General features: G+C 40.5%; 14 protein-coding genes. 6 read left to right on the forward strand and 8 right to left on the reverse strand.

Annotated elements, in window-relative coordinates; translation table 11 throughout:
- Positions 1-174: 174 nt before the first annotated feature.
- The 6 genes from epd (at position 175) to J8L71_RS02245 (ending at position 7,458) form a co-directional block, all read left to right on the forward strand.
- Positions 175-1,185 carry an erythrose-4-phosphate dehydrogenase gene (epd, locus tag J8L71_RS02220; protein ID WP_210999075.1) on the forward strand — a complete coding sequence of 337 codons (1,011 nt, stop codon included), beginning with the start codon at positions 175-177 and terminating at the stop codon, positions 1,183-1,185.
- A gap of 65 nt (positions 1,186-1,250) precedes the next feature.
- A complete protein-coding gene (locus J8L71_RS02225) occupies positions 1,251-2,426 on the forward strand; it encodes a phosphoglycerate kinase (RefSeq protein WP_210999076.1) in 1,176 nt (391 codons plus the stop codon).
- Positions 2,427-2,627: 201 nt separating this feature from the next.
- Positions 2,628-3,692, forward strand: a complete 1,065-nt coding sequence (fba, locus tag J8L71_RS02230) for a class II fructose-bisphosphate aldolase (RefSeq protein WP_210999077.1) — start codon at positions 2,628-2,630, stop codon at positions 3,690-3,692.
- A 644-nt stretch (positions 3,693-4,336) separates the two neighbouring features.
- Positions 4,337-5,026, forward strand: coding sequence for a phosphate regulon transcriptional regulator PhoB (phoB, locus tag J8L71_RS02235; RefSeq protein WP_058547137.1), 690 nt, complete (start codon positions 4,337-4,339; stop codon positions 5,024-5,026).
- Between the two features lie 54 nt (positions 5,027-5,080).
- Positions 5,081-6,385, forward strand: coding sequence for a phosphate regulon sensor histidine kinase PhoR (gene phoR, locus J8L71_RS02240; protein WP_210999078.1), 1,305 nt, complete (start codon positions 5,081-5,083; stop codon positions 6,383-6,385).
- A 107-nt stretch (positions 6,386-6,492) separates the two neighbouring features.
- Positions 6,493-7,458 carry a phosphate ABC transporter substrate-binding protein PstS family protein gene (locus tag J8L71_RS02245; protein WP_210999079.1) on the forward strand — a complete coding sequence of 322 codons (966 nt, stop codon included), beginning with the start codon at positions 6,493-6,495 and terminating at the stop codon, positions 7,456-7,458.
- A 69-nt stretch (positions 7,459-7,527) separates the two neighbouring features.
- Here the strand turns inward: J8L71_RS02245 and J8L71_RS02250 are convergent, their stop codons facing one another.
- The 8 genes from J8L71_RS02250 to sfsA form a co-directional block, all read right to left on the reverse strand.
- Positions 7,528-7,764: a hypothetical protein gene (locus J8L71_RS02250; RefSeq protein ID WP_210999080.1), complete on the reverse strand. Its 237-nt coding sequence runs from the start codon at positions 7,762-7,764 to the stop codon at positions 7,528-7,530.
- Between the two features lie 243 nt (positions 7,765-8,007).
- Entirely contained in the window at positions 8,008-8,856 is an 849-nt protein-coding gene (gene panC / locus J8L71_RS02255) for a pantoate--beta-alanine ligase (protein WP_210999081.1), read from the reverse strand.
- Positions 8,856-9,650, reverse strand: coding sequence for a 3-methyl-2-oxobutanoate hydroxymethyltransferase (gene panB / locus J8L71_RS02260; RefSeq protein WP_138683340.1), 795 nt, complete (start codon positions 9,648-9,650; stop codon positions 8,856-8,858). Before panB ends, panC begins: the two co-directional genes overlap by 1 nt.
- A gap of 31 nt (positions 9,651-9,681) precedes the next feature.
- Complete coding sequence (gene folK, locus J8L71_RS02265; protein ID WP_210999082.1) at positions 9,682-10,167, reverse strand: 2-amino-4-hydroxy-6-hydroxymethyldihydropteridine diphosphokinase; 486 nt, start codon at positions 10,165-10,167, stop codon at positions 9,682-9,684.
- Between the two features lie 4 nt (positions 10,168-10,171).
- Positions 10,172-11,470, reverse strand: coding sequence for a polynucleotide adenylyltransferase PcnB (gene pcnB, locus J8L71_RS02270; RefSeq protein WP_210999083.1), 1,299 nt, complete (start codon positions 11,468-11,470; stop codon positions 10,172-10,174).
- Positions 11,471-11,739: 269 nt separating this feature from the next.
- Complete coding sequence (gene gluQRS, locus J8L71_RS02275; RefSeq protein ID WP_210999084.1) at positions 11,740-12,684, reverse strand: tRNA glutamyl-Q(34) synthetase GluQRS; 945 nt, start codon at positions 12,682-12,684, stop codon at positions 11,740-11,742.
- A gap of 20 nt (positions 12,685-12,704) precedes the next feature.
- Complete coding sequence (dksA, locus tag J8L71_RS02280; protein WP_058547146.1) at positions 12,705-13,148, reverse strand: RNA polymerase-binding protein DksA; 444 nt, start codon at positions 13,146-13,148, stop codon at positions 12,705-12,707.
- Between the two features lie 255 nt (positions 13,149-13,403).
- Entirely contained in the window at positions 13,404-14,129 is a 726-nt protein-coding gene (gene sfsA / locus J8L71_RS02285) for a DNA/RNA nuclease SfsA (RefSeq protein WP_210999085.1), read from the reverse strand.
- Positions 14,130-14,232 lie beyond the last annotated feature (103 nt).

Here is a 14,232-nt window from a genome sequence, read left to right on the forward strand (position 1 = left end):
AAGTTTTAACCATGGTAAACGCCCAAAAGTAGCTGAGCTATTAAGCTACTTTTAGGTTAATTTAAAGTTTCTAATCGCTCCCTCTTATAATAATGTTTAAGGTCGATTACAATACAGCCACCTAAAAGGCATATTGCCTTTATCTGCACGTAACTAGAGTGGATTTTATATTTCATGGCAATCAAACTTGCAATTAATGGTTTTGGTCGTATTGGTCGAAATATTGTCCGCGCGTTATACGAGTCAGGTTTAAGCGACGAGATTAAAATTGTTGCGATTAACGAACTTGCTGACCCTGAAGCTATTGCTCATTTATTAAAATACGACACATCCCATGGTCGTTTTTCTTTTCCTGTAAAACTTGGTGAAGACACCATTAATGTTGCAGGCGATACCATTGCACTTTTTTGTGAAGAAAACCCAGTAGAATTACCTTGGCAAACCCTTGATGTAGATGTAGTGCTTGAATGTACTGGTGTTTATCATTCGCGTGAACACGCACAGCTACACATTACAGCGGGCGCTAAAAAGGTGTTGTTTTCGCATCCGGCTGATAACGACGTAGATGCCACCATTGTTTATGGCATAAACGACGATAAGCTTAAAAGCGAGCATACTATTGTATCTAACGGCTCGTGTACCACAAACTGTGTGGTACCCGTAATTAAAGTATTAGACGATGCGTTTAGTATTGAGTCGGGCGCTATTACTACTATTCATGCTTCTATGAACGATCAGCAAGTAATAGATGCGTATCATCATGATTTACGCCGTACTCGCGCTGCGAGTCAGTCTATTATTCCGGTAGATACAAAGCTTGCCCGTGGTATAGACCGTATTTTGCCTAAATTTAAAGGTCGCTTTGAAGCGATTGCGGTGCGTGTACCAACGATTAATGTTACAGCGATGGATTTAAGCGTAACGGTTAACGCTGATGTTGATTTAAATGCAGTTAATAATGCACTTAAAGCACAAGCGAAAGACCGCTTAGAAGGTATTTTAAGTTATACCGAAGAGCCACTTGTATCGGTTGATTTTAATCACGACCCGCATTCTTGTATTATCGATGGCACGCAAACACGTGTTAGTCATAAAAGGCTGATAAAGTTACTAGTGTGGTGTGATAATGAATGGGGTTTTGCCAATCGCATGCTCGATACTGCTCGTGCGATGATGGCTAAGTAAACGCATTTTATAATAATTTTAAATATATTTTTCAGGTTCAAGAATCGTTAACTAAGGAGATGTTCATGTCGGTCATAAAAATGGCAGATTTAGATTTAAACGGCAAACGCGTATTAATTCGTGAAGATTTAAATGTACCAGTGAAAGCAGGTAAAGTGACGTCAGATGCGCGTATTCGTGCAGCGCTACCGACTATTAAATTAGCGCTTGAGAAAGGCGCTAAAGTAATGGTTATGTCACACCTTGGCCGTCCTACTGAAGGGGAATACGATGAAGCGTTTTCGCTTGCACCTGTAGCTGATTACCTAAACGATGCCCTAGAGCAAACAGTACGTCTTGAAAAAGATTACCTAAACGGCGTTGATGTTGCCGATAACGAAGTCGTTGTATTTGAAAACGTGCGCTTTAACAAAGGCGAGAAGAAAAACGATGAAGCGTTATCAAAACAACTTGCAGCACTGTGTGATGTGTATGTAATGGATGCATTTGGTACGGCTCACCGTGCACAAGCCTCTACGCATGGCGTTGGCTTATTTGCAGATGTAGCCTGTGCAGGACCGCTATTATCGGCTGAACTTGAAGCATTAGGTAAAGCACTTGATAACCCAGCTCGCCCATTAGTTGCTATTGTTGGTGGCTCAAAAGTATCAACTAAATTAACCGTTTTAGACTCGCTTTCTAAAATCGTTGACCAGCTAGTAACTGGCGGTGGTATTGCTAATACCTTTATTGCAGCAGCAGGTCATCCGGTTGGTAAATCACTTTACGAGGCTGATTTAATGGACGAAGCAAATCGTTTATGTGCAGCAGCTAAAGCAAACGATGGCGAAATTCCGGTTCCTACCGATGTTGTAGTAGGTAATGAGTTTTCTGACTCAGCTGTTGCTACGCTTAAAGATGTAAGCGAAGTGACAAGCGACGATATGATTTTTGATATTGGCCCAGATACAGCCAGTCAACTTGCTAAAATTATAGCAAATGCAGGTACTGTAGTGTGGAATGGCCCTGTTGGCGTATTTGAGTTTGATCAGTTTGGTAATGGCACGCGCGCTATTGCACAAGCAATTGCAAATTCAAAAGCATTTTCAATTGCTGGTGGCGGTGATACCTTAGCTGCAATTGATAAATACGGCATTGCCGATAAGGTTTCTTACATTTCTACCGGTGGTGGTGCGTTCTTAGAGTTTTTAGAAGGCAAAAAACTTCCAGCAGTAGAAATGCTAGAGTCGCGCGCTAAATAAATTTATTTAGCCGTGTAAGGTGAGGGGAAACCCTCGCCAACAATTAATTATTAAATACCTCTCACCCTAATTTAATAATTAATTTTGACGGAACTTTGCTGCGAAGCAGTGATTTTTCGTGGTGTTATTTAAACGCCAAACTAACAAATCCGTTCAAACTAGATGGTAGGAGACTGCTGTCGATAAATTGGAGAATACCCAATGGCTTTAATCAGTATGCGACAACTTTTAGATCATGCAGCTGAACACGGTTACGGCGTTCCAGCCTTTAACGTGAATAACCAAGAGCAAATGCGCGCAATAATGGAAGCGGCTGATAAAACAAACAGCCCAGTAATTGTTCAAGGATCAGCAGGCGCACGTGCTTATGCTGGTGCTCCATTTATCCGCCACATGATTTTAGCAGCCGTTGAAGAATGGCCACATATCCCCGTTGTAATGCACCAAGATCACGGCACCTCTCCCGGTGTTTGCCAACGCTCAATTCAACTAGGTTTTTCATCTGTAATGATGGATGGCTCATTAATGAGCGATGGTAAAACCCCTTCAAGCTACGAATACAATGTAGAAGTAACACGCGAAACTGTTGCGATGGCGCACGCGTGTGGCGTATCGGTAGAAGGCGAGTTAGGTGTACTTGGCTCACTTGAAACAGGTGAAGCCGGCGAAGAAGATGGTGTAGGCGCAGAAGGTAAACTAACGACTGACCAAATGCTTACCAACCCTGAAGAAGCTGCAGACTTTGTAAATAAAACCCATGTTGATGCCCTTGCTATTGCTTGTGGTACTTCACACGGGGCTTACAAATTTACGCGCCCGCCAACGGATGATATTTTAGCAATTGATCGTATTAAAGAGATTCACGCACGTATTCCTGATACGCATTTAGTAATGCATGGATCGTCGTCTGTACCACAAGAGTGGTTAGAGATCATAAATCAATACGGTGGCGAAATTCCTGAAACTTACGGTGTACCAGTAGAGCAAATTGTAGAAGGTATTAAGTTTGGCGTTCGCAAGGTAAATATAGATACAGACTTACGTTTAGCCTCTACCGGTGCTATTCGCCGCCATATGGCGCTTAACCCATCTAACTTTGACCCGCGTAAATACTTAGCAGACGCTACAAAAGCAATGACAGAGATTTGTGTAGCGCGTTACAACTCGTTTGGCACAGCAGGGCAGGCAAGTAAAATTAAGCCAATTTCACTCGATGAAATGCACCTTAAATACTTAAGCGGCGAACTAGACCCAAAAATTAGATAATACGCTCTTATAAGCGATTTTTTCAAAAGCCAGTAACTTAGTTGCTGGCTTTTTTAATGCCTATTAATTTTATTATGCTGAGATCACTGTATTACTAACCCGGTTATTTGGGATCACGCATTTACTAACACATCTAATTTTGGATCATCAATTTACTAAGCACAGCCTATATTAAGGCGGTTTTGGCATTATAAATAATCAGATCGTTTTTTATTTATACAAATAATCAGTTGCTTAGCGTTTTTACTAAGTAAAACTCTGATCTCAACACCGATCAGCTTGGTAAAATTCTGATCTTTCACTTAGCTCTTAGTAAAAAGCCGATCTATTTTTTGAGCGAATGGTTACATGCATCCATTAATGTTGGGCAAAAGCAAAAGTTTATAAGCTAAGTTAGTAAAGTGATGATCCCATTAAAAAGATCTGTTTATCCTAAACGAAATAAAACTGTCATCGCTTTAAAATATGTTTTTAACGGCATTAATAATTAAAATGTTTTTAAAAATATGACGTTAATGAGGGTTTTTGTCACTAATTTGTATTTTTTTTACCACGATTTTAATTTACACGTTACACTTTCATAAAAATGTCATACTTAGTCATAATAATGAAAACTAATTCGATAGCGTAAGAGATAATTTGGAATGTCACGTAAAGTACTAGTCGTAGATGACGAAGCTCCTATCAGGGAGATGTTGGTTTTTGTTTTAGAGCAAAATGGATTTCAGGCAATTGAAGCAGAAGATTACGACTCTGCCATTGCTGCAATGGTAGAACCTTACCCAGACATGGTTTTACTTGATTGGATGTTGCCAGGCGGCAGCGGTATTCAAATTGCTAAAAAGTTTAAGCAAAGTGAATATACTCGTCAAATTCCTATAATTATGCTTACTGCTCGCGGCGAAGAAGAAGATAAAGTTCGCGGCCTTGAAGTTGGCGCAGATGATTACGTGACTAAACCGTTTTCACCTAAAGAGCTTATGGCGCGTATTAAAGCGGTTATTCGCCGTGTTTCGCCAACGTCATTAGAAGAAGCGATAGAAGTTCATGGTCTTCGTTTAGATCCTATCTCGCATCGTGTAACCTCTGAGGGAAGCGAGCTTGATATGGGCCCAACCGAATTTAGATTATTACACTTTTTTATGACCCACCCAGAGCGTGTGTATAGCCGTGAACAACTGCTAGATCATGTTTGGGGTACTAACGTATACGTTGAAGACCGTACTGTTGATGTGCATATTCGTCGCTTGCGTAAAGCGATTGCACCACTTGGACATGACCGTTTAGTACAAACTGTACGTGGCGCAGGTTATCGTTTTTCAAGCAAATTATAACGTACTTACAGCTTTGCTTGCTTGTAAAGTACTACTCTAAGGTAAAGTGAGTGTATGTATCGAGTTGTTAACAAGCAGGCGTTAGCAAAGCGCCTGTTTATTTATTTTTTACCCTTACTATTAATTGGTGTGCTAGTTGGCGCACCATTTTTGCTTTTATTTTTAGGCACAACTTCCCTTCTTGTATGGCACTACCATCAACTTTATCGTTTGAGTGATTGGCTCTTAAATCAACGCAGCTTTAATCCGCCTGAGGGTGAGGGCGCGTGGGAGCAAGTGTTTGAAGGTATATATCATTTACAACATCGCAATCGTAAAAAGCGTAACGAACTTGCTGATTTAATTAGGCGATTTCGTGATGGCGCTGAAGCGGTACCCGATGCAGTTGTAGTACTACAAAACGATTTAAGTATTGTGTGGTGTAATCAGTTAGCGCTTAAGGTATTAGGCCTGCAATGGCCTACAGATCATGGTCAGCGCTTAGATAACTTAATACGCGAACCTAAATTTGCAAAATACATGCACCGTGGTCAGTTTGAGGAGCCATTAGAACTTGATAATGGTCATGCAATAGAGCAAGTGCTCGAGTTTAGGGTAATGCCGTACGCAAGTACTCAGCTTATGGTTGTTGTGCGTGATGTAACACGTTTAAAGCAGCTTGAACAAATGCGCAAAGACTTTGTTGCCAATGTATCGCACGAGCTGCGCACGCCGCTTACGGTAGTGACAGGTTACCTAGAAATGATGGATGGCGATATGATGCCACCACCAGCTATGTGGAATAAAGCACAAAATACCATGCTTGAGCAATGTAAGCGCATGGATAGCTTAGTTAATCAGCTTCTATCGCTATCGCGAATTGAAGGCGCTCGTCGTCAAGACAGCGATAAAGCAGTAAATGTACCTCAGCTACTTGGTTATATTCAAACCGAAGCGCAATCGATTAACCAAGATAAAGGCCACGAACTAATTTTTAATATAGATACCACTTTAGATATTAAAGGGGCAGAGGATGAGCTACGCAGCGCATTTTCTAACTTAGTATTTAACGCAATTCATTACACTAAACCCGGTGGAAAAATTGAAGTAACTTGGCAGCGTAAAAATAATCATGCCTGTTTTAGCGTAAATGATAATGGCGATGGTATTGCGCCTGAGCATATAAACCGTTTAACCGAGCGCTTTTACCGCGTCGATAAAGCTCGCAGTAGAACAACAGGTGGCTCAGGTTTAGGGCTTGCGATCACAAAACATGTGCTTACAAGGCATGATAGCCAATTAAATATTAGTAGCGTAGTTGGTAAAGGGTCTTGTTTTTCTTTTGAATTTTCAATAGATAAGATAGTTCCACAAGCGTAAAAAATCAAAGTCATAAAAGTGTCATTTAAGAGTAATGTAACTGTCATCTACTCACTTTAGAGTAGACGGCAGTTAGAAAATGGGACGAACAAATCGGAGAACCCCACATGAAATTTAAAAATTTAGTTGCCGCAATGGGTGTGGCTGTTACAACTTTAGTATCTGCGCAGGCTGTTGCACTTGATAACGCAATTCCTGAATATCAAAAAATTAACGGTGTTTCAGGTAACTTTTCATCTGTAGGTTCTGACACTTTAGCCAACATGATGACTTTTTGGGCTGAAGAGTACAAGCGTATTTACCCAAATGTAAACATTCAAATTCAGGCTGCAGGTTCTTCAACTGCTCCACCGGCTCTAACCGAAGGTACCTCAAACATGGGACCTATGAGCCGTAAAATGAAATCAAAAGAAATTGAAGCGTTCGAAAAGCGTTACGGTTACAAACCAACTGAAGTACGTGTAGCAATTGATGCACTCGCGGTATTTGTACACAAAGATAACCCAATTGAAGGCTTACGCATTGACCAAGTTGATGCTGTTTTTTCTTCTACTCGTAAATGTGGTGCGTCTGAGCAAGTTAACCGTTGGAGTGATGTTGGCTTAACTGGCGACTGGGCTGCAAAAGATATCCAATTATACGGACGTAACTCTGTATCTGGTACTTACGGTTACTTTAAAAAGAAAGCACTATGTAAAGGTGATTTCCGTAACAACGTAAACGAGCAACCTGGGTCTGCATCTGTAGTGCAGTCAATCTCTTCGTCATTAAACGCTATTGGTTACTCAGGTATTGGTTACAAAACGTCAGGTGTACGTACTGTGCCACTAGCTAAAAAAGGCACTAACTTTGTAGATGCAACACTTGAAAACGTTGCGCAAGGTAAATACCCTCTGTCGCGCTTTTTATACCTTTATGTAAACAAGCACCCTAATAAGCCACTTTCGCCAATTGAAGCTGAGTTCTTAAAAATGGTACTTTCTAAAGACGGTCAACAAATCGTTGAAAAAGATGGTTACGTACCACTATCAGCTAAGTTAGTAGAAGTTGAACTTAAAAAGCTTGGTTTATAATATAAATTATTAGCTAATAAAAAAACCGCTCAATGAGCGGTTTTTTTGTATCTATAATCTAAAGCTAAATTATATATTACCTAATTTTTCGGCTTGTATTTTACACTGGTTATAGCTTTCTACACATTTAGCTGAGCATACTTGCTTTTTTAAGCTTTGGGCTGTTGTTTGTTGCTCACAGCTGGTTTCGCACTGATAGTTTTGTTGAGCACACTGCTTCATCTCAGGGTTTTCAATTTGGTTTTGACAACCAGCTAATAATACGAAGGTTAGGGCAACTACGCTTGATTTTATTAAAGTTTGCATGCTTATCTTATCCTTAAAGTCGCTCGCTAAAGTGTTAAACCAACCCGCAATCATACTTAATCATTTTGTGGGGCTAAACGTGTCGCTACCTGCGTAAAAAATTCTTATTTACGATTGCGTGGATGCAGAAGGTAGAGCAATGCAGAAGCAATTGCCCAAAACAACCAAATAGCAAATTTATTGCCTAACTATCAACACGTTTTTCCACCCTCACAATAGATCACTTAATTAAGCGAACAGGTATTAAATAACAACTTGTAAGTTGTCTATTAATCTAACACTGCCTAAAAAGGCTGCGGCTAAAATAACAAATTGTGTATCATCGAGTGTAGCAGCTTTTAATGTATCTCGTTGAGCTATCTCAAAATAGTCAGGTTTTAGACCTGCCGCTTCTAAGTTTTGCTTAGCGCTATTACTCAGTGCAATAAAATCTTTATTACCGCTTTTTATTTGCTCTGCGCACTCGTTTAAGGTTTTAAAAAGTACTGTAGCCGTCGCTTTTTGAGCAGCCGATAGGTAACCGTTACGCGAGCTCATGGCAAGGCCTGATACTTCTCGCATCGTAGGAACACCAATAACTTCAACCGGTATTGATAAGTCTCGAGTCATGGTTTTAATAACTTGCAGTTGCTGGAAGTCTTTTTCACCAAAGCAGGCGTAATCTGGTTGTACTAAATTAAATAGCTTAGTAACCACCGTTGCGACACCTCTAAAGTGCCCTGGGCGTGAGCCTCCGCAATAGCCCATAGACACATCAGGTACGTCAACAAAGCTCTGTGCGCCTAAACCGTTAGGGTAAATGGTCTCTACGTTTGGGGTAAATACAATATCTGTTTCAAGGTCGGCAAGACCTTGTTTATCTTCATTGAGTGTACGCGGGTAGTTATCTAAATCTTCATTTGCGCCAAATTGCATTGGATTTACAAAAATGCTTACGACTACCTTATCGGCCAATGTTTTTGCTTTTTCTACAAGCGAAAAATGGCCGCGGTGTAAGTTACCCATGGTGGGCACTAATGCCACGCTAAGACCTGCTTGGCGCCATGCTTTGATTTGACTACGTAATGATTTGATTTCTGTAATTGACTGCATTATTTAAACTCGTGTTCGGCGCTAGGGAACGCGCCACTTTTAACGTCTGTACAATATTTTTGAACGGCTTGTGGCATGTTGCCAGTTTCGAGCAAAAAGTTTTTAGAAAATTTAGGGATATAACCTGCTGAAATACCCACAAGGTCGTGCATTACTAATATTTGACCATCGGTTAAACTTCCTGCGCCAATACCAATAGTAGGTATGTTAATCGCATCAGTAATACGTTTAGCAAGGGCACTTGGAATACACTCAAGTACTAATAATTGCGCGCCAGCAGCTTCAAGCGCTTTTGCATCATCAATCATTTTTTGCGCTTTGTCGTCTTCGCGGCCTTGAATTTTAAAACCACCAAATACATGCACTGATTGCGGTGTTAGTCCTAAATGACCACATACCGGAATACCTTGTTGAGTGAGCGTTTTAATGCTGTCGTATAGCCATTCGCCACCTTCAAGCTTTACCATGTTAGCGCCAGCACGCATTAGCTCTGCGGCATTTTTACAGGTGTCACTTACACTTGAATAGGTCATAAATGGTAAATCGGCAATAACAAATAGCTCACGGCTACCTGCGCGTACACAACGTGTGTGATAGGCGATATCTTGATTAGTTACACCAAGTGTGTCGTCGCCACCTTGAAGTACCATACCTAACGAATCACCCACTAAAATAACTTCTACGCCGTTATCATGAAATAACTTAGCAAAGCTGGCATCGTAGGCCGTTAGCGCAGTGATTTTGTTATTTTCTGCTTTCATTTTATTTAAAGTAGACACGGTTATTTTAGACATAATATTCCTCGCAGGCTAAAGCCTTGGTTAATTACAGAGGTAATTGTTGTAGGTCGTTGAGCGGTAAACCATCTGCAATGGTTTTTAATGCAATACCGCTTGGTAAAATAAGTTCGGGTGCAAGTTCTAGTAACGGATAAACTACAAACTCACGTTCGCATAAACCATAATGTGGCACCGTTAAACGGGTCGTATTAATAATCTGCTGGCCAAAAAGTAGCGTGTCTATGTCTAGCGTGCGCGGCCCCCAACGCTGCGCCTTTCTAACACGGCCGTGCTCAAGTTCAATTGCTTGAGTTAAATCAAGTAATTGCTCTGGCTCAAGGGATGTTTTTATACAGGCTACTGCGTTAACGTAATCGGGCTGATCTTGCGGGCCCATAGGTTTACTTGCATAGTAATGCGATACGCTTATAAATTCGCAATTAGGCAGCTTTTTAAGCGCTGTTACTGCGTTATCAAGCTGCTCTTTTGGTGAGTTTAGGTTGGCCCCTAAACCCAAATAAACACACTGCATGTTTCTACTCAGTTGGCTTTTTTGTATTACGGCGACGAGGGCGTTTACGTGGCTTAGGTCCACCTTGATGGCCTAAGTTTTTAACCATCTCTTTTTGACCGTTAATATCTTGGCTTAAGTATTGAGTCCACCACTGCGCTAATTCGCTGTGTTGTGTTTCGCCTGCATCTACGCGCAATAATAAAAAGTCATAAGCTGCTTTAAAGCGAGGCTGTTGCGTTAGCCTGTAAGCTCGTTGGCCTGCTCGTTTATCTAAACGGTGCTGAATATGCCAAATATCGCGGGCCCCTAAGGTAAAGCGTTTTGGTACAGCAATATGCTGTGAGTTTTCGCTGAGTACTTTATTCATTGCTTGTGCAAAAGCGTCATATTCAGAAAGTTGCTCTTGGTTTTGAATCTTTTTAGTACGTTCAAGTAGCGGAAACCATAGTAACGCGGCAAATACAAAAGCGGGTGTTACTTTTTTATCAGCATTTATGCGTTTATCGGTATTTTGAAACATTTGCTGAACAAATGCAGTTTCAAGACCGTCAGGGTTTTTATCTAAAATTTTATCAAGTTCAGGAAATAGCGACTTAAATAAACCGTATTGGCGTAACATTAAAAAGTTAGCTTCGGCTTTACCGTTTAAAAACAGTTTAAGTACTTCTTCAAACAAACGCGCAGGCGGAATGTTATCAAGTAAGCTGGCAAGTGCAGTAATTGGCTTTTCGCTATTAGGTGCAATGCTCATATCAAGTTTTGTAGCAAAGCGTACCGCTCGTAGCATACGAACAGGGTCTTCACGGTAACGTGTTTCAGGATCGCCAATTAGCTCAATTTGCTTTGCTTTAATTGCAGCTAAGCCGTTAGCGTAATCGTGAATGCTAAAATCGTTAATTGAGTAATACAAAGCGTTGATTGAAAAGTCACGGCGCTCTGCGTCTTCTTCAATGCTACCAAAAACGTTGTCGCGCAATAATTGCCCTTCGTTACTTGATTGGCTTACTTGGTTTTTGTCTTCTTGCGCTTCATGGTGCCCGCGCATTGTGGCTACTTCAATAATTTCGCGACCAAAAACAATGTGCGCTAAACGAAAGCGGCGGCCAATAAGGCGACAGTTTCTAAAAAGCTTTTTTACCTGATCAGGCGTTGCATTTGTTACTACGTCAAAATCTTTTGGCTGTTGACCTAACAATATATCGCGAATACAACCACCAACGAGGTAGGCATCGTAACCGCCATCTTTTAAGCGGTATAATACTTTGATTGCATTTGGGCTAAATTGTTTGCGAGAAATACCGTGCTCACCACGCGGGATCACTAGCGGTTCGCTACTTACAGTGGCACTTTCAGTATTGGTACTTGGGCCAATAATCTGCCTGCAAAATTGAAAAAGCTTGGAAATAATAATCTGTCTCCTACAGAAGGTGTTGATTGGCTCTGTATTGCAATCAAAACTGCAGCAAGTATAGGCGTTAAAACGTATTACTGGCTGCTTAACATAATTAGCATATATTTAGGCGGCTATCATATACCAGCAGGGTTTAAAAATTAAGTTGATGTGTTGAAATTAAGCCGTTTTTAGCTATTTTATTTGCTTAAATGCGTAAATTGGACTGCTTGATGAGTAGGATGTTGAGAAATTTGTATTTCGGGCACTTTAGGTACTTGCCTTAAGCTAAAGTTTTTAATTCCCCACGCAATTAATTGTTCAATATTTAAATCCATTAAATCAGCGTTGATGGGCAAACCTAAAAATTCAAACGCGCTAATCAAAGCCGGTTTTGGGTTTTGTGTACTGATTGCGGGTGCGTAATTTTGTTTAGAAAGTTTAAAGCCTGGCTCTGCCACCGCTAAAGGTAAATGGGCAAACTCAGGGATAGGGCTGTTAAGTTGTTTAAATAAACTTATTTGCCTTGCTGTTGGCTCTATTAAATCAGCACCTCTAACAATACGATTTATACCTTGGTCAATATCATCGACAACAACAACAAGCTGGTATGCAAATAATCCATCACTTCGCTTTATAAGGTAATCTTCAAAGGCGAGGGCTTTATTTACGTTTATATCACCTTGAATTAAATCGCTAAAATGAGTAGTGGGGTACTGCTGAGTAAGGCGAAGTGCACCTGTAGTTGTATCATGATTAAGTGACTTGCAATACCCTTGATAAATACCACCAATGGCTTTTATTTGTTTACGCGTACAACGACATGCATAAATAAGGTTTTGTTTTAAAAGTGTCTGAGTAACATCTTGGTATAAATCTAAGCGCTGCGTTTGATATACAACGGGTTCATCCCAGTTCAGGGCATAAGCTTGTAGGGTATGTAAAATATCGGAGTCGGCGTTTTTGACCACGCGCGTAGTATCTATGTCTTCTATGCGTACTAACCACTTTCCTTGGTTAGCTTTAGCATCAAGAAAGCTACCCACAGCCGCCACAAGTGAGCCAAAATGTAATGGCCCAGAAGGAGACGGTGCGAAACGACCGCGATAGTCACGCAAAGGCGTGGTAACGGCTGTAGGAGACATAGTTAATTAATATTGGTTAATTAACCGCGTCCAGCTTGTTTTTCTTTGATTTCTGCAAGTGTTTTACAATCTACACATAAATCAGCAGTTGGGCGCGCTTCTAAGCGGCGAATGCCAATTTCGATGCCACATGATTCACAAAAGCCAAAATCATCTTCTTTAATTAAATTGATTGTTTTTTCAATTTTTTTGATCAGTTTACGTTCGCGGTCACGAGTTCTTAGTTCTAAAGAGAACTCTTCTTCTTGCGCAGCGCGGTCAACTGGATCAGGAAAGTTAGCAGCTTCGTCTTGCATATGCGATTTTGTGCGGTCAACTTCGTTACGTAAGTCGTTGCGCCATGCTTCTAAAATCGCTTTAAAATGAGCACGTTGTGCTTCATTCATATACTCTTCGCCCGGCTTTTCTTGGTATGGTTCTAAACCGGCCTGAGCCAATAAACCATGTCTTTTTTGGTCTGGCATAACTCTCTCCTAAATCCTTAATTTAATGCCTCAGCATTAGCCGGCGGTATAAATAGCAGAATCTTATACCCTAGGCAAATTTATTTTTGATTAATCGAATTAGCTTCAACCATATTTTGCGACTAAAAAGCACTTTTATTGCTAATTGTCCTTTTAATAGCCGTGTTTTCGCTTTCTAAAACTTGCCTATTAGTATGGGCAAAAAGTTTAAAAACAAGTTAAATTTTTAATTTTAAGCATTATAGACTCATATTTTTACGAGTTAGCTATAAATGCAATTTTCTCATTGAGTATTACTTCATTGGCACTAATGCTTGCTTTATAAACTAAAACCTCAACACCTTTACTAATAGCGTAGTTTAGCAAGGCATTATATTTTTCATCTATATGCGCAGCACCGCTCACTTTATTTATCCCTTCATGCAATACAGCGAACAGTAATACTGCTCGGTGGCCTTGTTCGATCATTTCTATGAGTTCGCGAATATGTTTTTGCCCACGCAGCGTTTGCGCATCCGGAAAATAGCCTTGACCACTTTGGGGGTCGCTTTGACTTAGTAATGTGACCGACTTTACTTCAACGTAGCAATCACTTTTACTGCTATCGGTAAGTAAAAAGTCTATACGGCTATTTTCACTGCCGTACTTTACTTCGCTTTGTAGTTGCTCATAGCCGTTAAGCTCAGTAATAACATTGTTGTTTATAGCCTCTTCAACCACTTTATTAGCAATGGCTGTATTTACACAAATAAGTTGCGATAAATTATTTTTGGTCAGCTCTAATGATTGTGGGTATTTTCGCTTGGTGTTATCGCTGGTTGAATAAAAAGCGCTAAATCCAGGTTCTGCACAGCCAGTCATTTTGCCTGTGTTGGCACAATGAGCGGTAAACTCGCTGCCATCTTTAAGTTGTAGGTCGGCTAAAAAACGTTTGTAGCGCTTTAATAAGGTCGCGCTCTGTAGGGCCGGGCTGTATTTCATTAAATATTCCAATACTAAACGCAGCTGGTACGTTGGTTTATGTTATTTATCTCAAGCTGTTGGGAACTTGTGCGCACTATAGTAAACTCGTTGGCACATTTAA

The sequence above is a fragment of the Pseudoalteromonas sp. MMG007 genome (assembly GCF_018100985.1).
GTDB lineage: Bacteria > Pseudomonadota > Gammaproteobacteria > Enterobacterales > Alteromonadaceae > Pseudoalteromonas.